The 21,250-nt window shown below is 74.3% G+C and carries 18 protein-coding genes; 9 read left to right on the top strand and 9 right to left on the bottom strand.

Translation table 11 applies throughout. The features are described 5' to 3' along the window. Positions 1–16: 16 nt before the first annotated feature. The 3 genes from KIK08_RS16070 to KIK08_RS16060 all read right to left on the bottom strand — a co-directional run bounded on the left by KIK08_RS16070 (position 17) and on the right by KIK08_RS16060 (position 4,229). Positions 17–1,513, bottom strand: a complete 1,497-nt coding sequence (locus KIK08_RS16070; protein ID WP_214403962.1) for a GGDEF domain-containing protein — start codon at positions 1,511–1,513, stop codon at positions 17–19. Positions 1,514–1,602: 89 nt separating this feature from the next. Further along, the gene (locus tag KIK08_RS16065; RefSeq protein ID WP_214403961.1) at positions 1,603–3,246 is read right to left on the bottom strand and encodes an AMP-binding protein; all 1,644 of its coding nucleotides are present in this window, start codon (positions 3,244–3,246) and stop codon (positions 1,603–1,605) included. Between the two features lie 89 nt (positions 3,247–3,335). After that, a complete protein-coding gene (locus KIK08_RS16060; RefSeq protein ID WP_214403960.1) occupies positions 3,336–4,229 on the bottom strand; it encodes an alpha/beta fold hydrolase in 894 nt (297 codons plus the stop codon). A gap of 315 nt (positions 4,230–4,544) precedes the next feature. Between KIK08_RS16060 and KIK08_RS16055 the strand changes: the two genes are divergently transcribed. Continuing rightward, the gene (locus KIK08_RS16055; RefSeq protein WP_214403959.1) at positions 4,545–6,074 is read left to right on the top strand and encodes an AMP-binding protein; all 1,530 of its coding nucleotides are present in this window, start codon (positions 4,545–4,547) and stop codon (positions 6,072–6,074) included. A 24-nt stretch (positions 6,075–6,098) separates the two neighbouring features. Here the strand turns inward: KIK08_RS16055 and KIK08_RS16050 are convergent, their stop codons facing one another. Then, on the bottom strand, positions 6,099–7,097 hold the full coding sequence (locus KIK08_RS16050; RefSeq protein ID WP_214403958.1) for a glycosyltransferase family 2 protein: 999 nt from the start codon (positions 7,095–7,097) through the stop codon (positions 6,099–6,101). A 177-nt stretch (positions 7,098–7,274) separates the two neighbouring features. On the opposite strand from KIK08_RS16050, the gene KIK08_RS16045 reads away from it, so the two are divergent. Beyond that, positions 7,275–8,162, top strand: coding sequence for an ATP-grasp fold amidoligase family protein (locus KIK08_RS16045; protein ID WP_214403957.1), 888 nt, complete (start codon positions 7,275–7,277; stop codon positions 8,160–8,162). Between the two features lie 67 nt (positions 8,163–8,229). Here KIK08_RS16045 and KIK08_RS16040 read toward each other — a convergent pair whose 3' ends face one another. Both KIK08_RS16040 and KIK08_RS16035 read right to left on the bottom strand, forming a co-directional pair. Next, entirely contained in the window at positions 8,230–9,546 is a 1,317-nt protein-coding gene (locus KIK08_RS16040; protein ID WP_214403956.1) for a lipopolysaccharide biosynthesis protein, read from the bottom strand. Next, complete coding sequence (locus KIK08_RS16035; protein ID WP_214403955.1) at positions 9,543–10,871, bottom strand: UDP-glucose dehydrogenase family protein; 1,329 nt, start codon at positions 10,869–10,871, stop codon at positions 9,543–9,545. The genes KIK08_RS16040 and KIK08_RS16035 overlap by 4 nt, the downstream gene beginning before the upstream one ends. Positions 10,872–11,117: 246 nt before the next feature. Between KIK08_RS16035 and KIK08_RS16030 the strand changes: the two genes are divergently transcribed. Continuing rightward, positions 11,118–12,326 (top strand): FAD-dependent monooxygenase, encoded by a 1,209-nt coding sequence (locus KIK08_RS16030; protein WP_214403954.1) that lies wholly within the window; start codon positions 11,118–11,120, stop codon positions 12,324–12,326. A gap of 51 nt (positions 12,327–12,377) precedes the next feature. On the opposite strand, the gene KIK08_RS16025 is transcribed toward KIK08_RS16030, so the two are convergent. The 3 genes from KIK08_RS16025 to KIK08_RS16015 all read right to left on the bottom strand — a co-directional run bounded on the left by KIK08_RS16025 (position 12,378) and on the right by KIK08_RS16015 (position 15,269). Beyond that, entirely contained in the window at positions 12,378–12,896 is a 519-nt protein-coding gene (locus KIK08_RS16025; RefSeq protein ID WP_214403953.1) for a carboxymuconolactone decarboxylase family protein, read from the bottom strand. 116 nt (positions 12,897–13,012) lie between these two features. Further along, complete coding sequence (locus tag KIK08_RS16020) at positions 13,013–13,951, bottom strand: transporter substrate-binding domain-containing protein (protein WP_214403952.1); 939 nt, start codon at positions 13,949–13,951, stop codon at positions 13,013–13,015. A 322-nt stretch (positions 13,952–14,273) separates the two neighbouring features. After that, positions 14,274–15,269: a PaaX family transcriptional regulator gene (locus KIK08_RS16015; RefSeq protein ID WP_214403951.1), complete on the bottom strand. Its 996-nt coding sequence runs from the start codon at positions 15,267–15,269 to the stop codon at positions 14,274–14,276. 352 nt (positions 15,270–15,621) lie between these two features. On the opposite strand from KIK08_RS16015, the gene KIK08_RS16010 reads away from it, so the two are divergent. From KIK08_RS16010 to KIK08_RS15985, 6 genes are all read left to right on the top strand, one after another. Then, positions 15,622–16,536, top strand: coding sequence for a transporter substrate-binding domain-containing protein (locus KIK08_RS16010; protein ID WP_214403950.1), 915 nt, complete (start codon positions 15,622–15,624; stop codon positions 16,534–16,536). Between the two features lie 24 nt (positions 16,537–16,560). Next, positions 16,561–17,457, top strand: a complete 897-nt coding sequence (locus KIK08_RS16005; protein WP_308257671.1) for an amino acid ABC transporter permease — start codon at positions 16,561–16,563, stop codon at positions 17,455–17,457. After that, positions 17,454–18,275, top strand: a complete 822-nt coding sequence (locus KIK08_RS16000; protein ID WP_214403949.1) for an amino acid ABC transporter ATP-binding protein — start codon at positions 17,454–17,456, stop codon at positions 18,273–18,275. The genes KIK08_RS16005 and KIK08_RS16000 overlap by 4 nt, the downstream gene beginning before the upstream one ends. Next, positions 18,272–19,426 (top strand): CapA family protein, encoded by a 1,155-nt coding sequence (locus KIK08_RS15995; protein ID WP_214403948.1) that lies wholly within the window; start codon positions 18,272–18,274, stop codon positions 19,424–19,426. The genes KIK08_RS16000 and KIK08_RS15995 overlap by 4 nt, the downstream gene beginning before the upstream one ends. Continuing rightward, a complete protein-coding gene (locus KIK08_RS15990; protein WP_214403947.1) occupies positions 19,423–20,685 on the top strand; it encodes a CaiB/BaiF CoA transferase family protein in 1,263 nt (420 codons plus the stop codon). Before KIK08_RS15995 ends, KIK08_RS15990 begins: the two co-directional genes overlap by 4 nt. Further along, the coding region (locus KIK08_RS15985) for a 2-hydroxyacyl-CoA dehydratase (RefSeq protein WP_308257670.1) at positions 20,686–21,250 on the top strand (565 nt) is incomplete at its 3' end.

The raw sequence follows: 21,250 nt of genomic DNA, 5'->3' as shown, positions 1-21,250 counted from the left end.
CCGGCGGCCCGGGGCGTCACGTCGGCGCCCCGGCCCGCTTCGCCAGCCGCTTCGAGGTGTACATGGCGATGTCGGCGCGCGCGAGGATCTCGTCGGCCGAGGGGGTCGGGTCGTGGCCGGCCAGCTCGACCACGCCCACGCTCGCCCGCACGCGCACGGCCCGCGGCGCGACCGGGAACGGCTCGCGCAGCGCGTCGGCGATCCGCGTGGCCAGCCGGTCCGCGTCGTCGCGCTCCAGCAGCACCGCGAACTCGTCGCCGCCCAGGCGGGCGACCGTGTCGGCCACGCGCGCCTCGGCCAGCACCCGCTGCGCGACGCCCACGAGCAGCCCGTCGCCCGCGGCGTGGCCCAGCGTGTCGTTGACCGCCTTGAAGCCGTCCAGGTCGAAGAAGAGCAGTCCCAGGGGCCGGCGCTCGCGGGCGTGCTGGTCCAGGGCGTGGACGAGCCGGTCCTGGAACAGCGCCCGGTTGGCCAGCCCGGTCAGCGGGTCGTGGAAGGCCAGGTGCTGCAGGTCGCGCTCCCGCGCGGCCAGCCGCCGGGCCAGCTCGGCGTTCTGGCGCAGCGTCAGGTACTGGCGCACCAGCAGCAGCACCACGAGCCCGTTCTCGGCCATCTCCTCGCCCAGGGTCGAGATGCGTCCGTTGAACTGCATCGCGACCACCGCCACCAGCACGCCGACCACCGGGAGGTAGGGCAGCAGCCCCCCGTTGGACAGCACCGGCTCCGACGGCGGCGGGGGCACGACGTCGTCGCGGTCGTCGAGCAGCGGGGCCATCGCCAGGCACCCCGCGCCCAGCACCCACCCGATGTACACGACGACGGGGACCGGGTGGCCGTCCGACACGGCGAGGAAGAAGTACGCGCTGTCCGAGACGCACAGCGCGACCAGCCCGGTGGCCAGCACCCCCAGCGGCAACCGCGGGGTGCCGGGCGCGGCCCTGGCCAGGGTGAGCGCGGTGAACACCAGCAGCACCACGTCCATCGACGGGTAGGTCACCGCGACGGCACCGCCGAACACCTCGTCCGCGCCGGTGGTGGCCCGCACCACGGCGCCGAGCGCGGTCTCCCAGCTGATCAGCGCCAGCGCCCAGCTCGTCGCCATCGCGTCGAGCACGGCCTGCAGCCTGCGCTCCCTGCTGACGTGCACCGGCAGCAGGCACAGCCCCACGCAGGCCAGCGGCCCGAACGACAGGGCGGCCGCATCGGCGACCGACGGGAACGGCACGTACCCGGAGCTGACGAACCAGCTGCGGATGGCCCCGGCCACCGTCGTGCACGCCGAAGCCGCGCCCAGCACCGCCCAGCCGTAGCGGCGGCGGCCGCCGGAGCGCAGCGCGCGCCACCACGCGCACGACGCGGCGACCGCGGACATCGCCGTGCCGACCACCGAGGCCGTCAGGGCGTCGTCGAGCCCGGGCAGATCGGGCAGCAGGAGCAGGGCGATCGCCAGCACGACCGCGACGACGACCGCGATCCGCGCGCCGAGCCCCGCCCGGCCGGTCGTCGCGCCCATCGCCACCGCCCTCCGCACCGGCGTCGATCCTGCTCCGGCGCGGCCCGGACCGGGATCACTCGATGGAAGTGCGTCGCTTGACGGGTGGCTCAGCCGGCGTTGCCCGACGGGTCGGCCAGGGCCGCGTCGATCCACCGCTTCTGCGCGCCCTCCCGGTCGGCGTCGGGGGTCGCCACCGCCCGCAGCTCCACCTTGTTGATCTTCGCGAGGGTGGAGCGGGGCAGCTGCGACACCCGGTAGACCGCCCGCGGGCGCTTGAAGTCGGCCAGCAGGTCGGTGCAGGCCGCCTCCACCCCGGCCAGGACGCCCGGGTCGTCGGTCGCGGTGGTCACGAACGCGACCGGCACCTCGTCCAGCTTCGCGTCCGGACGGGCGACGACCCCCGCCTCCAGGACCCCGGGCACGCCCAGGATGACCCGCTCGACCTCGGCGGCCGAGACGTTCTCGGCCCCGACCTTGAGCATGTCCTTGGAGCGGTTCTCGAACGTGAGGTGCCCGTCCGGGTGCGGGGTGACCAGGTCGCCGGTGGCGAACCAGCCCTCGGCGTCGAAGGCGGCCGCGGTGTCGGCCTCGCGGTTGAGGTACTCGGCGAACAGCGACAGCCCGCGCACGCCGCGGACCTTCAGCTCGCCGGTCTCGTCCGGCTCGACCAGCTCGCCGTCCGGGCGCACGACCTTGACCTCGTAGTCGGTGCTGGGCCGACCCATGCTCATCGGCCGGTTGGGCACGAAGGCGTCGCCGACGACCGGGTGCGAGATCGTCTCGGTCATCCCCCACCACCCGATCGTCTTCACCCCGTAGAGCGCGTCGATCGGCAGGTCGCACACCCCGGCTCCGAAGTGCCGCAACGCGTGCCCGGCCGGCGGCTCCGACTCCACCAGCGCCCGCGTCGACAGCCCCACCAGCGACATCCAGGTGCAGCCGTGGCGCACCACGATGTCGGCGAACCGGCTGGTCGACCACTTCGGGACCAGCACGAACGCGGCCCCCACCCACAGGCTGGCCAGCATCGAGTAGGCCAGCGCGTTGGTGTGGAACAGCGGCAGGTAGACGAGGTGGCGGTCGTCCCGGCGCAGGGTCTCGTGGGCGGCGTTGACCCGCGCGCCCCACAGCGCGTTGGCCTGGGTCCAGAGCACGCCCTTCGGCCGCGACGTGGTGCCCGAGGTGTACTGCACCGAGCACGGGGCCAGCGGATCGGTGGGGCGCGCCGGCAGCGCGTCCGGGTCGCCGCGCAGGGCGGCGAACGGCTCGGCCGCGCCGCCGGCGTCGGACGGCACGCCGCTGTCGTTGCCGGTCGAGACGGCGAAGCCCAGCCCGGGCGCCGCCGCGGCGACCACGTCGACGAAGCGCGGCTGGGTGATCACCCCGACCGCCGCCGAGTCCTGCGCGAAGTAGGCCATCTCGTCGACGCTGGAGCGGCTGTTGGTGGTGACCGCGACCGCGCCCAGCGCCGCGCAGGCGAACCAGGACACCACGAACTCCGGGCTGTTCTCCAGGTGCACGAGCACCCGGTCGCCGGTGCGCACCCCGCGGGCCGCCAACCCGGCGGCGACGGCGGCGGCCTCGGCGGCCAGCTCGTCGAACGTCGTCGTCACGGGCCCGGCGTCGAACGGCTGCCAGACCACGAACGGGCGCCCCGCGTGCGTGCGGGCCCGGGTGAGCAGGAGCTGCCAGACGTCGGTGCCACCGAAGGGGTGCAGGCGGTCGCGGGTCAGGTGGTGCGCGGTGTCCATCGGTCCCCTCCCGACCGGGCTCCGCTGCCCGGTCGCGATCGTCCCGACGGTAACCGGCGGTCCGCGGAAATGGGGAGCCTGAATTCGTCTCAGTCCGGGATGTGGAACGCCTGCAGCGCGGCGAGGGTGTCGGTCGGGTTCTCCTCGGGGAAGAAGTGCCCGCCCTCGACGGCGCTGCCGACCGCCCCCGGCGCCCACTCGCGCCACAGCTCCAGCGGGTCGTACCAGGCCGGCAGCGCACCCTTCGTCCCCCACAGGACCTGCGTGGGGCAGCCTATGGTCGCGCCGGCCGCGCGGTCGCGCTCGTCGAGCTCGCGGTCGAACGTGGCCCCGGCGCGGTAGTCCTCGCAGATGGCGTGCACGACCTCGGGATCGGCCGTGGCATCCAGGTAGTCCCGCACGGCCTCCTCCGGGAAGCCGCGCAGGACGCCGCCGAACTGGGCGTCGAGGAAGAAGTACGCCGGGTCGGCGGCGATGAGCCGCTCCGGCAGCGGCGCCGGCTGGGCCAGGAACGACCAGTGCCAGTAGGTCAGCGCGAACGAGCGGGCGGCGCGCGCCCACACCTCCCCGGTCGGGACGATGTCCAGGACGCTGAGCCGGCGCACCGCGCCCGGGTGGTCCATGGCCATCCGGTAGGCCACGCGCCCGCCCCGGTCGTGCCCCACCACGTGGAACTGGGAGAACCCGAGCTCGCCCATCAGCGCCACCCCGTCGGCGGCCATGGCCCGCTTGCTGTGCGCGGCGTGGTCGGGTGTGCTCGCCGGCTTCGAGCTCCCGCCGTAGCCGCGCAGGTCGGGGGCGACGACGGTGAAGTGCTCGGCGAGGGCGGGGGCGATCCGCAGCCACATCATGTGCGTCTGCGGGTAGCCGTGCAGGAGCAGCAGCCCCGGCCCGCTGCCGCCGTGGCGCACCCGCAGCTCGACCTCGCCCACGTCGACCCGGGACAGCTCGAACCCCGCGAACCCCGCACCGCTCCCACCCATCCCCCGACCCAACCACCCACCCCCGCCCCCGTCGAGAACGAAGTTGTCGTGATCCACAGGCCCTGTTGATCACGACAACGTCGTTCTCGACGGTGCTTCGCAGAGGTGGTCGGGTCTTCGCAGGCGCCGCGGCGCCTGCGAAGACCATGCGGACTCTGCGAAGTGGCCGACCGGCGTGCGCGGGCGCCCTCCGGCGGTCGAATCCCGATGACCTGGCCGCACGCCTGGAGTGCTCACGGGCCATGGTCGTCGAGGGTGTTGACGGCCGCTGTGGGCGCCGCCACAGTGGGGTCGTTTCCGGTTCGAGGAGGAATCGTGGGCGACGAGCCTGCTGTGCGCTGCGGTCCCGTCGAACGCACCTACCCGCAGCTGCACGGGCGGGCGGCCCGGCTGGCGGCGGCGCTCGACGCGCTGGGCGTCGGCCCCGGCGACCGGGTCGCCATCGTGCTCCGCAACGACGTCGCCTACCTCGAGGCCATGATCGCCGTCGGGCTGCTCGGGGCCGTCCCGGTGCCGGTCAACTGGCACTGGCGGGCGCGCGAGCTGGCGCACCTGCTCGCCGACTGCGCCGCCCGCGCCGTCCTCGCGCACACCCACCTCGTCGAGGAGGTGGAGGCGGCGCTGCCCGACGGTGCCACGATCGTCGAGGTGGCCGTGCCGGATGGTCTCGCCGCGGCCTACGGGCTGCCCGCCGCGCCGCCGCTCACCGGCCGCCACCCCGACCTCGAAGGGCTCGTCGGCGCGCACGAGCCGTGGACGCGGGCGCCGGACACCGCCCCGATGGCCATGATCTACAGCTCCGGCACCACCGGCACCCCGAAGGGCATCCTGCGCGACCCGCTGCGGCCCGAGGACGGCCCGGTGATCGCCCAGGTGGTGTTCCAGACGTTCGGCATCCGACCCGGGCACCGGGTGCTGCTGCCCGCCCCGCTCTACCACACCGCGCCCAACACCCACGCCGCCATCGCCGCCGCCACCGGCCTGGACATCACGATCATGCCGAGGTTCGACGCGGAGGAGGCGCTGGCGCTCGTCGAGCGCCACCGCATCAACTCCACGCAGGTCGTGCCCACGATGTTCGTCCGGATGCTGAACCTGCCCGAGCAGGCCCGCCGCCGCTACGACCTGTCCTCGCTGGAGGCCGTCGTGCACGCCGCCGCGCCGTGCCCGCCCGCGGTCAAGCGCCGGATGATCGACTGGCTCGGGCCGATCGTGCTGGAGTACTACGGCGGCACGGAGACGGGCATGGTCACCTGGTGCGACAGCGCCCAGTGGCTGGCCCACCCGGGCACCGTCGGGCGCGCCATCGACGGCGCCGACGTGCGCATCGTCGACCCCGACGGCGGGCTGCTGCCGCCCGGGGAGTCGGGCCGGGTGTTCCTCAAGCCGCCGCCGTTCTGGCCGGCGTTCACCTACCACGGCGACCCGGCCAAGCGGGCGGCGATCGAGCTCGACGGCTACGTGACGGTCGGCGACGTCGGCTACCTCGACGACGACGGGTTCCTCCACCTCAACGACCGCTCCACCGACATGGTCATCTCCGGTGGCGTGAACATCTACCCGGCCGAGATCGAGCACGCCCTGCTGGAGGTCCCGGGCGTGCGCGACGCCGCGGTGTTCGGGGTGCCCGACCCGGAGTACGGCGAGACGCTCGTGGCCCACGTCGACACCGACCCCGACACCGGCCCGAGCGCGGAACGGATCGGCGAGCTGCTGCGCGCGTCCATCGCCGGCTACAAGGTCCCGCGCCGCATCGTGATCGACCGCGAGCTGCCGCGCGAGGACACGGGCAAGCTGTTCAAGCGCAAGCTGCGCGAGCGGTACCTGGCGCCCACGGCCGGCTGAGCCGGCCCCGCCGCGCGTGGCGCGTCAGACGAGGCGCGCCAGGTGGCGGACCGCCCTCGAGGCGTACGCGGCGCCGCCGTAGAGCGCGGAGCGGGTGCTCGTGCGCGCCGCGCGCAGCTTCTCCCGCCCGGCCGGGCCCGCCTTGTGCCAGGTCAGCAGCGACTGCCCCCACACCGTGCTGGCCAGTTCGGCCGTGCCGGCGGTCAGCGCCTGGGCCGCCCACCGGCAGGCGAGCTCGTCGAAGCCGTCGCGGTAGGCGAACACCGCCGGGCGCAGGTAGGCCAGGCCGGGCTGCAGCCGGGTCATCCGCGGTGAGTACTGGGCCAGCAACCGGTCCAGCGCCTCGAAGCGGGCCCCCCGGTCGGCGCTGATGCAGCCGGTGCGCATCAGCCGCATGTCGACCTGGTAGCGGCGCACCCCCCAGAACAGCGGGGTCGAGGAGCGGGTCGCGATGCGCAGCCACATCTCGAAGTCGACCGCGCTGCGCATCGCCGGGTCGAACGAGCCCAGCTCCTCGAAGCAGCTGCGCCGGATCAGCAATGAGCTGCCGTGGTGGGGCGGGTTGTTCTCGACCAGGATCCGGTCGGCGTCGCACGCCCCGGACGGCTGCCAACGCAGCCCCACCACCTGCCCGGACTCGGTCATCACCCGGGTGTGGCAGAACGACACCCCCACCTCGGGGGGCGCCGCGGCGAACGCGTCGAGCAGGCAGCGCAGGAACTGCGGGCCCCACCGGTCGTCGCCGTCGAGGAAGGCCACGAACGGCGCCCGTGCCAGCTCCAGGGCCACGTTGCGGGCCGCGCCGGAGCCGCCGTTGGGCACCTGGATCAACCGGACCCGGTCGTCGCGGGCCGCGCGGGCGCGCACGACGTCGGCGGTGTCGTCGGTCGACCCGTCGTCGACGACCAGGTACTCGAACCGCTGCTCGCTCTGCCGCAGTACGGAATCGACGGCCTCACCGATCCACGGCCCCACGTTGTAGGCCGGGGTGATGACGGTGACGAGTGCCGACTGGTTTCGCACGCCGTCAGCCTATTGGCGGAACGCATGGTGAACACTCCGGTCGCCCTGTCGCCATCCGTTCGCGTGAATCGCTGCCCGGGCGGGCGACGGGCGGCAACCGTCGGTCACCCGAAACGTCGGAGCCGGTTCCATGGAATGACGGGCCGGCACAATTCGACGCTCCGCTATCTTTTCGCGGTGTCTTTTTCTGCCCGGGTGAAGGTCGCGCGCCGGCTGCGCTTCCTCCCGCACCCGCTGTTCGCATCGGCGATGCACGCGCTGTTCCAGGGCGAGGTGACGACGCTGCGCAGGCCGCGGACCTACTCGCAACTGCTCGCCGCGAAGAACCTGCGCCCCCAGCCCCCGCTGGTGCACGTCACCGCCGACAAGTACGCCGTGCGACGGCACGTGGCCGAGCGGGTCGGCGAGCACTACCTGATCCCGCTGCTGCAGGTCGTCGACGACGCCGACGACCTCGACCTCGACGTCCTCGACGGCCCGTGCGTCATCAAGGGGACCCACGGCTGCGACATGACGCTGCTGGTCCCCGACCCGGCAGACCTCGACCACGAGGCGGTGCGGGCGACGGTGCGCCGTTGGCTCGACACGGACTTCTACCGGGAGGGCTGGCGCGAGACGCCCTACCGGGGGCTGCCCCGCCGGGTCGTCGTCGAGGAGTTCATCGGCGACGGGCGCACGCCGCCCACCGACTACAAGTTCTTCGTCTTCCACGGCCGGCCCGCGGTGGTCGTCGTCGACCAGGACCGGTTCTCCCGGCACACCTCGACCCTGCTCACGCCCGACTGGCGGGAGCTGGCGGTCAGCGGGCCCTTCGACACGGCCGAGACGCTGCCCCCGCGCCCGGCCGCGCTGGAGGAGATGCTCGAGGTCGCCCAGAAGCTGGGCACCGACTTCGACTTCGTCCGCGTCGACCTCTACGACGTCGGCGGCCGCGTGTACTTCGGGGAGCTGACCCACAACCCCGGCGGCGGCCTGGTGCGGCTGCGGCCGCGCGAGTTCGACCGCGCGCTCGGCGAGCTGTGGCGCTTCGGCATGCCGCTGGTCGACCGGTTCGTCCGCCGCTGATCGGCGCTGATCGCCCCCGGGCCGGGCCGGCGGGGGCCGGCCCGTCCCGCTGTTCAGCCCCCGTTGTTCAGCTCGCGGCGGGGACCGCGCGGTCGGAGCGCAGCCACGCGAGCACCCGCGGACCCACCGCCAGCGCCAGCACCAGCTCCACCCCCAGCGCCGTCCAGCCCACGGCGTCCAGGCCCAGCGGCCCGCACAGCAGCACGGTGCCCCCGACCAGGCCCACGGCCTGCACGAACTGCAGCACGGCCAGCGCGCCGGTGCGGTTGCGCAGCCTCGACATCGTGATGTAGAGCGACACCACGACCCGCGGGAACGTGGAGACCATCAGCAGCTGCAGCAGCAGCGTCGCGTTCGCCCGGTACTGCGGCCCGAACAGCGCCAGCAGCCACGGCGCCGCCAGCGCGAGCAGCGCCGCCGCGGGCAGCACGGTGACCCCGATCCGGCGCAGCACGGCCCGCGCGTAGTGCGCCGCCCGCGCCTCGTCCTTGGCCGCCTCCACCACCAGCGACGACGTGATGCCCAGCGAGAGCATGGTCATCGCCACGAAGACCGTCTGCGCGGGCAGGAAGTAGGCGCCCTGCTCGGCGCCGAGCAGCGAGACCACCAGCACCGGCAGGAACGACGAGGACAGCTGGGTGCAGACCTGGCCCGCGTAGTCGCCCGCCATGTAGCGCAGCAGCACCGACCGCCGCGGCGCCCGGTCGCCGGGAGCCGCGTCGCGCACGTGCCGCGGCAGCACCCTGGCGAAGATCAGCAGGTTCACCGGGACCAGCAGCGCGACCACCGGCAGCGTCCACGAGGTGAACACGCCCTCGGCCAGCGACGTCCTCGCCACCAGCACCAGCAGCGCGAGCTTGACCAGCCCGTAGACGCCGTTCTCCAGCGGCAGCCAGACCGCGGAGCGCAGCCCGGTGAGGGCGGAGTCCTGCAGGTTGAACACCGACCAGACGGCGGTCGAGACGACGAACCAGCCGGCGAAGGGCAGCGAGACGTGCAGCGGGTCGCCCGGGTCGAGCGCCAGGTGGCAGTAGGCCATGACGCCGCTCGCACCGAGCACCGCGACCCCGGCCGACACCGCGTACGCGGCCAGCAGCAGCCCGCGCGATGCCGGGCCCGAGCGCGGCAGGAACCGGATGAGCGCCTGGCCGAAGTTGACCTGGGTCAGCACCGAGACCATCAGCATCAGCGACACCAGCGCGCTGCCCCGGCCGACCTCGGCGTCGGTGAACGCGTGCGCCGCGACGATCCAGTAGAGCAGCCCGAACCCCGAGTTCACGACGGTGTTGAGCATCAGCGCGTAGGCGTTGAGGTAGAGCGGCACGCCCAGCTCGCGGCGCAACGCGCGCCCGGTCCCCCGGACGGTCCGGGTGTCCTGGCTCATGCCGCCCGACCCATGCCGACCCAGCTGAACCCGGCCCGGCGCAGCACCGCGGGGTCGAGCAGGTTGCGGGTGTCGACCAGGGTCGGCGTGGCCACCGCGCCGGCCAGCCGCGCCCAGTCCAGCCCGCGGAACTGCGGCCACTCGGTGAGGACGACGACGGCGTCGGCGTCCTTGGCGGCCACGTAGGGGTCGTCGACGACGGTCACCAGTGCCGGGTCGACCGGTGCCGGGTCGACCGCGCCCAGCCCGGGGTCGTAGCCGACCAGCTCGGCGCCGGCCTGGCGCAGCAGCGCCGCCACCTCCAGCGCGGGCGAGGCCCGCACGTCGTCGGTGCCGGCCTTGAACGTCAGCCCGAACAGCGCGAGCCTGCGCCGGGCGAGCGAGCCGCCGCGGCGCCCGGAGACCGCCGTGCGGATCTTGTCGACCACCCGCTGGAACTGCCGGTTGTTGGTGTCGATGGTGGCCCGCAGCAGCCGGAACTCGAAGTCGGCCGCGTCGGCGACCTGCAGCAGCGCGTGCACGTCCTTGGGCAGGCAGGACCCGCCCCAGCCCGGCCCCGGCACCAGGAACGCCTGCCCGATGCGCCGGTCGTAGCCGATGCCCTCGGTGACGTCGGCGACGTCGGCGCCCAGCCGCTCGCACAGCTCGGCCAGCGCGTTGACGTAGGAGAGCTTCATGGCCAGGAAGCAGTTCGCCGCGTACTTGATCATCTCGGCGCTGGCCGCGTCGGTCAGCACCGTCGGGGCGCCGAGGCGGGCGTAGAGCCCGGCGACGCGCTCGGCGGCCTCCGGCGAGGAGTTCGACCCGACGACGATCCGGTCGGGGTGCAGGAAGTCGCGCACCGCGGAGCCCTCCCGCAGGAACTCCGGGTTGCTCACGACGGCGACGTCGTCGCGGCCGAGCAGCTCGGCCGTGCGGTCCGCGGTGCCCACCGGCACCGTCGACTTGTTGACCACCACGCAGCCGGGTGGGAGGAGTTCGCGCGTCTCCTCGACCACGGCCTCCACGGCGCTGAGGTCGGCGACCCCGCCCACGCCCATCGGCGTCGGGACGCACAGGAACACGACGTGCGCTCCGCCGCCGGCCGGCTCGGCCAGCGCCGCGGCCGCGCCGAGGACGAAGGACAGCCGCCCGGCCGCCATTCCTTCACCGACCAGCTCGGCCAGTCCGGGTTCGGATATCCGGACATCTCCGGCAGCCAGCATTTCCACCTTGGCCGGGTCGATGTCCGCGCACACGACCCGGTGCCCGAGGGACGCCATACAGGCACCGGTGGTGAGTCCCACATAACCGGTGCCGACGACGACGATGTTGCGCGCGAACACTGCGGACCGCTCCCGTTCGTCTCCGATGTCGGATTCCGGTGGGGTTCACCGGAATTCGGTCGAGTGCGCCGAGACGCTAGTGCACGACCGTTCGTCACCCGGCACCGAGCCCGACCGCGGAAGCACCCGCGGAATTCGACTACCGATGGTGATTCCGGCGCGCCTCGGTATCGCCGGAACGGGTGAGGGAAACCGCCGTTGCTATCTTCCGTGCCCTCCGCGGCGGGAGCTCGAGGCAGGAGAGCGATGAGGATCGTCTGTGTGGGCGGTGGCCCGGCGGGGCTGTACTCCGCCGTGCTGGCCAGGCTGGCCTCGGCCGGCGACGAGGTCGTCGTCGTCGAGCGCAACCCCCCGGACGCCACCCACAGCTGGGGGGTCACGTTCGGCGAGGACTTCCTCGACGACCTGCACGCCAACGACCCGGAGAGCGCGCGGGCGATCCACGACGCGGCGACCGTGTGGAGCGAGCAGGTCGTCCGGGTCGCCGACCGGCCCCCCGTGCACCTGGGCGGCAAGTACGGCTACAGCCTGGGCCGGGCACGGCTGCTGGAGATCCTGACCGAGCGCTGCCACCGGCTGGGGGTGCGCTTCGAGTTCGGTCGGGAGGTCACCTCCACCGATGAGGTCGACGCCGACCTGGTGGTGGCCGCCGACGGCGTCGGCAGCCGGCTGCGCACCGCGCACGCCGAGCACCACGGGACCACCCTCACCCCGGGCCGCAACCGCTACATCTGGCTGGGCACCTCGCGGATCTCGCCGGTGTTCACGTTCGCGTTCGAGCCCACCCCGGTCGGCTGGGTGTGGTTCTACGCCTACCCGTCCACCGCCAGCGCCAGCACGTGCATCGTCGAGTGCTCCCCGCGCACCTGGTCCGGCCTGGGGCTGGACGCGATGGACCCGGCGGCCGGGCTCCAGGTCCTGGAAGGGATCTTCGACCGCGCCCTGGACGGCCACCGGCTGCTCGCGCCCCCCGACGGCCTCGGCCCCGCGCCGTGGCGGAACTTCCGCGAGGTCCGCAACGCGACCTGGCGTCGGGGCAACACGGTGCTCGTCGGCGACGCCGCGCACACCACGCACTTCGGGATCGGCTCGGGCACCGTGCTCGCCGTGCAGGACTCGATCGCGCTGGCCGAGGCCGTGCGCAGCTGCGCGGGCGACCTGGCCACCGCCCTGCCCGCCTACGACGCCCGCCGCCGCCCCGCCCTCGACCCGGTGCAGGCGATGGCGCGACGCAGCATGCACTGGTTCGAGAACGTCGACTCCGAGATCGCCACCGGCGCCGACCCGGTGCGCTTCGCGTACTCGCTGCTGGGCAGGCGCGGCGACCAGGCCCCGTGGCAGTTCCGGCTGCACCAGGCCACCCAGATCGACGGCGTCCGGCGGGCCCGCCGCACGGTCACCTCCGCCCGCCGGTCGCTGCGCGGCCTGCGCCGGGGCCCGTCGCGCTCCGGCTGACCCGCGTCCGCGGCCACCGGCCGCGTCGGGCGAGGATGGCGGCCCGCCCCACTAGGGAGCGTCGTCGCCGATCTGCAGCGCCACGAGGAAGCGCGAGACGAGGTTGTAGGTGCCGATGGTCAGGGTCAGCTCGACGATCCCCCGGTCGTCGAAGTGCTCGCGCAGCGCCTCGAACACCTCCGGCGCCACGCTGACGTCGCGCGTCATCGCGTCGGCGTAGGCCAGGGCCGCCCGCCGGGCGGCGGTGAGCGCACCGGTCGGGGCGCCCGGGCGCAGCGCCGCCAGGTCGGCGTCACCGAGGCCGGCGCGACGCCCGACCGGCTCGTGGGAGCGCCACTCGTAGTCGGCGCCGTTGAGCGCCGCGATCCGCAGGATGACCAGCTCGCGCACGTCGGCGGGCAGCGACGAACGGGTGCGCACCGCGTCGAGCAGGCTGTTCCAGCCGTCCGCGAGCGGGGGGCTGTGCAGGAGCATGCGGTCCAGCTCGGTGAGCCGCCCACCGCGCCGGGCGCGGATCCGGTCGGCGACGGGGCCGTCGGTGGCGGCGGTGTCGAAGTCGAGTCGGGGCATGGGCGGTCTCCCTCCGGACGCTCGGCCGCTCATGATCCGCCCGGCGGGTCGGCCGGTCCACGGCCGGGACCCTGCGCTGGTTCCTCGACGGCGTGCGGGCCGACGGGACGGCGCGCTCAGCGCCCCTGGGCCGGCCCCTGCGCCGCCCCGGAACTGGTCACCGAGCTGACGTTGAACACCGGCGCCGGCAGCGTCACGTCGCCGAGGTCGTAACGGGCGATGATGTCGGCGTAGGTGCCGTCGTCGAACAGCTGCTGGAACGCCTTGAGCATGACCGGGCCCAGGCCCTCGTCCTTGGGCACCAGCATGGCCAGGAAGTCGGTGGCCGCGCCCTGCTCGCGCGTCTGCGTGACGTAGCTGAACGCGCCCTCCTGCGTGGTCGCGACCTCGATCGCGGCGGCCTGGGTCATGCCCGCCGCGTCGGCCCGCCCGGACCGCGCCGCCTCCAGCGTGGCCTGGGTGTCGCCGAGCAGCACCGCGGTCGCCGACGCCGAGCCGCCGCGCTGGCAGAACGCCGAGAGCCGGCCGAGCTGGCTCTCGACCACGCTCCCGGCCACCACGGCCACGCGCTTGCCGCACAGGTCGTCGGCCTGCGCGATGCCCGCCGAGGACCCGGACGGCACGACGTAGGAGGTGTGGGTGGTCATCCAGGTGATCGAGTCGAACTGCCGCTCCCGCTCCTCGGTGGCCTTGACCGGGCCGTTGAACGCGTCGAACCGGCCGGCGAGCATCCCGTCCAGCGCGGCGGGCAGGCCGTCGACCTGCTCCATCTCGATCCGCACGCCGAGCACGCGCGAGAGCGCGTCCTGGATGTCCTTGTCGATGCCGGTGATCGCGCCGTCGGGGCCGATCGTGCGGTAGGGCGGGTGGGAGTCGGCGGCGAAGACGAGCACGCCGGCGTCCTGGACCTCCTTCGGGAGCGCCGCGTGCAGCAGGGGCGCGGCGGCGGTGGGAGCGGCCGGAACCGCCGGCAGCGGCTCGGAGTACCCGCAGCCCGCGACCGCGACGGCGAACGCGACGGCGGCGAGGCGCCGCACACGGACGGAGTGGCGCATTCCTGCTCTCCCTGCGTTGGGGGCACCGCAACCGGCCCGCCGCGCGACCTCGCGCCGCCCGCATCAGCAGTCACACGAGGTGACGTGCGTCCGCTCCGGTGACGCGCGGTCTTGCACGGCAGGACCAACGAGGCGTCATCCTGCCACGCAGATCACAACCGTCCGTCAGCGCCTCGGGTGTCGCCTTCCCCCACCAGGGTGAGTGCAGGTCAGACCGCACAACGACGGCCGTCGACCGGTGGGCGAGCGGGGCAGCGCCCCGGTCGCACGGGCGTCGCCCCGCCGGACGCGCGTCACCCGTGACGACCGCGAACGGTCACCGTCACTTCGCCCGGGGGTCGACCTCGGCCAGCCTGCGGGCCTGCGCCGCCCGCTCGAAGGCCGTGTCGCCGCGCGCCCGCCGCTCGCCCAGCTGGGCGTACAGCTCGGCGACGGTGGCCGAGTCGTGGTGGCGGGCCAGCGCGGCCAGCTCCGGGGACACCGCCCCGAGCAGCTGGCGGAACCGCAGCTCGGCCAGCGGGCCCAGGCGGTCGTAGATCTGCACGAAGACCCGCTGGGCCCGGGCCCGGGGGAAGTCCGGCGGCAGCAGCTCGGCGGGCAGGTCGGGGTCGGTCTCGGGGAAGCGGCGCCAGTCGACCCGCAGCGCGGTGCGCAGCCGCAGCGCGTCGGCCGGGCCGACGCGCCCGCCCTCCACCTCGGCCAGCAGCGGGCGGTAGCGCTCCACGAAGGCCCGGTACTCCTCGGCCAGCGGCCCCAGGTCGAACGCGCCGACCGGGCCGCCCCCCTCGGGTCCGCCGGGCGGCTCCGTCGCGCGCAGGACCGTCGCGGTGGGCACGCCCAGCTCGTCCAGTGCCGCTCTGGCCTGCTCGACCCGGTCGTACGGGCAGACCCAGACGCCGTCGTAGAGGGCGGCGAAGCGCAGCACCCGCAGCCGCGCCCGCAGCGCCCCGCGGATCTCCCGGGCGTTCTCCGGGACCGAGAACGCCACCACCGTCCACTGGCCGTCCCACGGCGGAGCGCTCGCGCCGAAGGTCAGCATCCGGTGGGTGCGCTCGACGATCACCTCGGAGGTGCGGGCCGGGATGCCGTAGCCCGTGGTCCGGCCGCTCCGGGCGACCGTCAGCAGGCCGCGGGCGGTCAGCCGGCGCATCGCGGCGCGGGCGCCGTCGGCGGTGATGGAGAACTCGGCGAGCAGGCGCACCAGCGCCGCCGACGGGATGTGCTCGTCGCGCCAGTACCAGAAGTCGCCCAGCAGCGAGGTGAGCAGCAGCTGCGGCTCGGCGCCGATCTGCGCGCGCGGCAGGTCGATCGCCACCATCGCCGTCGCCTTCCCTCCCCCGACCGGTCCGCCCTCGCCGCCCACCCTATCAGGAGGCACTAGCTACCACGGTCGTCAACAGAAGTGCCGCCTATCGATCCGAGGAAGAGCGTCGGTCCGATCGACCCTACTCATGATCCCCCCGCGCTCGGCACCGACCCCGGCTCTGGTACGAATTCGCGCCTCACCCGTAGACACACCGGCCACACCGTCCGTCGCGACGCGACAGGTCGTCGCCCAGCTCTTGAAATGGGCGACATATGGTGCGACGCTCGCACTCCGATTTGCCGTCCCGTCCGCCGCACGTCCGAGCCTGGCCCTTCCCAACGCAGGGAGACCCACTGCCATGCGCATGCGCCACCCCCTCCGCGCCGCTGTCCTGGCCGCGGCACTCGTCACCACCGCCGCCTGCGGGTCCGGGACACCGGAGTCGCAGGCCCCCGCGGGCGGAGCGCCGCCGGAGCCGACGTCGGCAGCGGCGTCAGCGCTGTTCGACGCGCTGCCCGACACGATCAAGGAGTCCGGCGTCATCCGCTTCGCCGGCGACTCGCACCCGCCCTACCGCACGGTCGGCTCCGACGGGACGATCACCGGCATCGACAAGGACATGCAGGACGCGCTCGGCAAGATCCTCGGCGTCCGCACCGAGATCTCCGTCGTCGACAGCCTCCCGTCGGCGCTGCAGGGCATGCTGAGCGACCGCTACGACGCGTTCAACGGCCCGGTCAAGGCCACCGCCGAACGCGAGCAGCAGTTCGACTCGATCACCTGGATGACCACCCGCACGTCCTACGTGGTGCCCGCCGGTTCCACGGCCGGGATCGCCGGCCCCGACGACCTGTGCGGCAAGAAGGTCGCCATCGTGACCGCGAGCGTCGTGGAGGGCCAGCTGGCGAACCTGTCGGCCTACTGCCAGCAGCGCGGGCGCCCGGCCGCCGAGGCCGTCCCGCTGGCCGACACCAACGCCACCCTGCTCGCCGCCCAGGCCGGCCGGGCCGACGCCGCCGGCATGACCCAGGCCGCCGCGATCGACGTGACGACCCAGCAGAAGGACGCCTACACCTACGTCACCCAGACCGAGGAGCAGGGCGCGACCACCGACAACCTCGCGCTGCTGGTGCCCAAGTCCGCCGGCATGGGCCCGGTCATGTTCGACGCCTTCGAGGAGCTGTTCGCCGGCGGCGAGTACCAGAAGATCATGGACAAGTGGGGGCTGACCGAGGTCGCGGTCCCCGCGCCGGTACTCAACGCGGGCAGCGCGGGCTGAGCCGCCCCGACCAGGGAGGACCCCGTGACGATCACAGCCACGACGAGCAGTCCCAGCGCCCCGGCCGACGACGTCGCCACGTCGCGGCGGCGCGCCCGGCCCCTGCGCTGGCTGGCCGCGGCGGTGCTGGCGGTGCTGACCGCCCAGCTGGTCGCCTTCCTGGTCGGCAACCGGCGCTTCGGGTGGGGCACCGTCGCGCAGTACCTGTTCGACCCCTCCGTGCTGTCCGGGCTCGGCGTCACCGTGCTGCTCGCCGTGGCCGCGATGGTGATCGGCTCGGTGCTCGGCGGGGTCGTGGCGGCCGCCCAGCTGTCGGACTTCGGTCCGGCGCGCTGGGCGGCCACCGCATGGGTCGGCTTCTTCCGCGGCATCCCGCCGCTGGTCCAGCTGATCTTCTGGTTCAACCTGGCCTACCTGCTGCCGCGGATCTCGATCGGCATCCCGTTCGGCCCGACGTTCGCGTCCTGGAGCGCCAACGACGTGATCACGCCGCTGACCGCGGGGATCATCGGGCTGTCGCTGGTCGAGTCCGCCTACCTGGCCGAGATCATCCGGGCCGGCGTGCTCGGCGTGGACCTCGGCCAGCGCGACGCGGCCATGGCGATGGGCTTCACCCCGGCGCAGACGTTCTTCCGGATCGTCCTGCCCCAGGCCATGCGGGTGATCATCCCGCCGGCCGGCAGCCAGTTCATCAGCGTGCTCAAGGGCACCGCGCTGGTCAGCGTGATCGCCATGAACGACCTCCTGCACGCCGTGCAGGTGATCTACAACCGGACCTACGAGATCGTCCCGATGCTGCTCGTGGCCTGCATCTGGTACCTCGTCGTGGTCACCCTGCTGACGGTGGGGCAGCGCAGGCTGGAGCGGCACTTCGCCCGCGGGCACCTGCGCGACGTGCGCCCCGTGGAGGTGCCGGCATGACCGAGCGCGCGACCGGATCGTCGGCCCGCACCGTCCTGAGGCTGCGGGACGTGCGGAAGAACTACGGCGCGCACGCCGCGCTCGACGGGGTGAGCCTGGACGTCGCCGAGGGCGAGGTCGTCGTCGTCATCGGCCCGTCCGGCTCGGGCAAGTCGACGCTGGTGCGCTGCGTGCACCAGCTGGAGGAGATCGACGGCGGGGCGATGTACCTCGACGGCGAGCTGCTCGGCCACGAGCGCCACCGCGGCGGCCTGCGCCCGCTCAGCGCGCGGCAGGTGGCGGCCCAACGCCGCCGGGCCGGCATGGTCTTCCAGCAGTTCAACCTGTTCCCGCACTTCACCGCCCTGCGCAACGTGGCGGAGGCGCCGCGGCGGGTGCACGGGCGCCCGCGCGCCGAGGCCGAGCGCGAGGCCAGGGCGCTGCTGGAGCGGGTCGGGCTGGCCGACCGGGCCGGGCACTACCCGCGCCAGCTCTCGGGCGGGCAGCAGCAGCGGGTGGCCATCGCCCGCGCGCTGGCCACGAAGCCGCGCATCCTGCTGTTCGACGAGCCCACCAGCGCACTGGACCCGGAGCTGGTCGAGGAGGTGCTCGCGGTGGTGCGGGAGCTGGCCGCCGAGGGCATGACGATGGTCGTGGTGACCCACGAGATGGGCTTCGCCCGCGACGTCGCCGACCGGTGCGTGTTCATGGAGGCCGGCCGGGTCGTCGAGTCCGGGCCGCCCGCCGCGCTGTTCGGCTCGCCCAGCAGCGCCCGCCTGCGCGCCTTCCTGTCCCGCCACGCCGCCGACCACCCCGCCGACCAGAAGGTGCTGTCATGACCGCGGCCCCGGCCACCATCACCGTCGCGTCGGTGGGCGACCTCATCCTCGACGAGCCCGACCCGGCGTCCTACCTCGCCGCCTCGGCGCCGCTGCTGCGCGGCGTCGACGTCGCCATCGGCCACGTCGAGGTGCCCCACACCACCGCCACCGCGTCGGCCAGCACGGACGTGCCCGCCCCGCCGGCCGACCCGGCCGCGCTGGGCGCGCTCACCGACGCCGGCTTCCACGTGGTGACGCTGGCCGGCAACCACATCTACGACCTCGGCGACGCCGGCGTCGTCGACACCGTCCGGCACGCCCGCGAGGCCGGTCTGGTGCCCACCGGCGCCGGCGCGACCCTCGCCGAGGCGCGCACCCCGGCCGTCATCGAGCGCGGCGGGCTGCGGGTGGGCGTGCTGAGCTACAACTGCGTCGGGCCGCGCGAGTCGTGGGCGACCTCGGGCAAGCCGGGTTGCGCCTACGTGCACGTGCTCACCCACTACGAGCTCGACCACGCCAGCCCCGGCGGCCCGCCGCGGATCTACACCTTCGCCGACCCGGACAGCCTCGACGCGATGGCCGCCGACGTCGCGGCCCTGCGCGCCGACGTCGACGTGGTGCTGGTGTCGCTGCACAAGGGCGTCGGCCACACGCCCGCCGCCGTGGCGATGTACGAGCGCCCGGTCGCCCGGGCCGCGATCGACGCCGGCGCCGACGCCGTGTTCGGCCACCACGCGCACATCATGCGCGGCATCGAGGTGCACCGCGGCCGGCCGATCTTCCACGGCCTGGGCAACTTCGTCACCGTCACCCACGCCCTGACCCCCGGCGGGGACCGGGGCGGCGCCGAGCTGCAGGAGTGGTCCCGGCGGCGCAAGGAGCTCTACGGCTTCGCGCCCGACCCGGCCATGCCGCAGTACCCGTTCCACCCGCAGAGCCGCAACACCGTGGTCGCGCTGTGCCGGTTCGACGCCGGCGGCCTGGTCGAGGCCGGGTTCGCGCCGTGCTGGATCGACGACACCGCCAGCCCGGTGCCGCTGGAGGCCGGCCCGCAGGCCGACGCCGTCGCCGGCTACGTCGAGCAGATCACCCGCAGCGCCGGGCTCAACGGCCGGTTCGTCCGCCGGGGCGCGGAGCTGCTCATCTCCGGAGTCGGAAGGACACCGTGACCGAGGACCCGACCAGCCCGACCGCCGAGCAGCCCCTCGCGGGGCGCACGGTGATCGACCTGACCACCGCGCTCGCCGGCCCGTACGCCACGCTGCTGCTCGCCGGGCTCGGCGCCACCGTCATCAAGGTGGAGAACCCGGCCACCGGCGGCGACACCTCCCGCAACAACGCCCCCTACCTCGGCCCCGACGGCCTGGGCCTGGCCAGGGCCGACCCGCGGGACATGTCGGTGTCGATGCTGGTGCGCGGGCGCAACAAGATGAGCGTGACGCTCAACCTCAAGGACCCGCGGGCCCGCGAGGTGTTCGCCGACCTGGTGCGCAGCGCCGACGTCGTGGTGGAGAACTACTCCCCCGGCGTCACCCACCGCCTCGGCATCGACTACGCCGCCGTGCGCGAGCTGAACCCGCGGGTCGTCTACACCTCCATCAGCGGCTTCGGCGCGCAGGGCGGACCCGGCTCCGGCAAGGCCATGGACTCGATCATCCAGGCGCTGTCCGGGGTGATGCTGACCGCGGGCGAGCCCGACCAGGGCCCGGTGCGGTTCGGGCTGCCCATCGGCGACATGCTCGCCCCGCTCTACGCCGTGATCGGCACGGTGTCGGCGCTGCTGCAGGCCGAGCGCACCGGCGAGGGCCAGCACGTCGACGTCTCGATGCTGGGTGCGCTGACCTCGCTGATGGCCAGTGAGCCGTTCGACGCCTACGAGGCGGTCGGGCTGGCCCAGCGGACCGGCTCGATGGTGCCCCGGCTGGCCCCGTTCGGGATCCTGGCCACCGCCGACGGGCACATCGCCCTGTGCGCGCCGACCGACCCGTTCGCCCGCGGCGTGCTGCGCGCCATGGGCCGCGACGACCTGCTCGACGACCCGCGGTTCGCGACCCGCGACACCCGCGTCCGGCACGCCGACGAGCTGCACGCCATGATCGGCGCCTGGTGCAAGGGGCTGCCCACCGCCGAGGTGCTCGACCTGCTGACCGCGAACGGGGCACCGGCCGCCGAGGTCCGCGACCCGGCCGGAGCGGTGCGCGACCCGCTCGTGCGCGAGCGCGAGGAGGTCGTGCCGCTCGTGCACCCCGACCTCGGGACCGTCGAGGAGCTGTCGGCGACCGGGGTGCCGATCCGGTTCTCCGGGTCGCGGGTCGGGCTGGACCGGGCCGCCCCGCACCTGGGCGAGCACAACGACCACGTCTACCGCGAGCTGCTGGGCTACTCCGCCGAGCGCGTCGAGGCGCTCAGCGCCGAGGCGGTCATCTGAGTGGCCGGGCCACCGGACCCGACCGCCGCGCTCATCGCCACCGCGACGGCGGCCGCCGCGAGGTGGCGGGCCGACGGGCGGCCCGTCGTCGGCTGCGTCGGCGCGGACGTGCCGGTCGAGCTGCTCACCGCGGCCGGGTTCCTCCCGGTGCGGCTGGCCGGCGACCCGGCGGCCGACCGCTCCGCGGGCGACGCCTACCTGGGTCGGGGCCTCGACCCGGTGGCCCGCTCGGTGCTGTCCCGGCTCCTCGCCGGCGACTACGGCCCGCTCGACGGGCTCGTCGTCTCCCGCGACTGCGAGGCCTCGCTGCGGCTGTTCTACGCGCTGCGCGAGCTGCGCAGGCTCGAACCCGGGCTGGGGCTGCCGCCGGTGCACCTGGTCGACGTGCTGCACCTGCCGCACCGCACGACCACCCACTACGTGCTGGCCAAGGTCCGGGAGATGCGCGCCGCGGTCGGCGCCTGGGCCGGCACCCCGGTCACCGACGACGCGCTGGCCGACGCGGTCGCCGCGCACGACCGGCTGCGCCGGCTGCGCGGCGAGCTGGCCGCGCGGCGCCGGGCCC

Source organism: Pseudonocardia lacus (assembly GCF_018531445.1).
Classification (GTDB): domain Bacteria; phylum Actinomycetota; class Actinomycetes; order Mycobacteriales; family Pseudonocardiaceae; genus Pseudonocardia; species Pseudonocardia lacus.
This window is presented reverse-complemented; position numbering and strand designations above follow the sequence as displayed.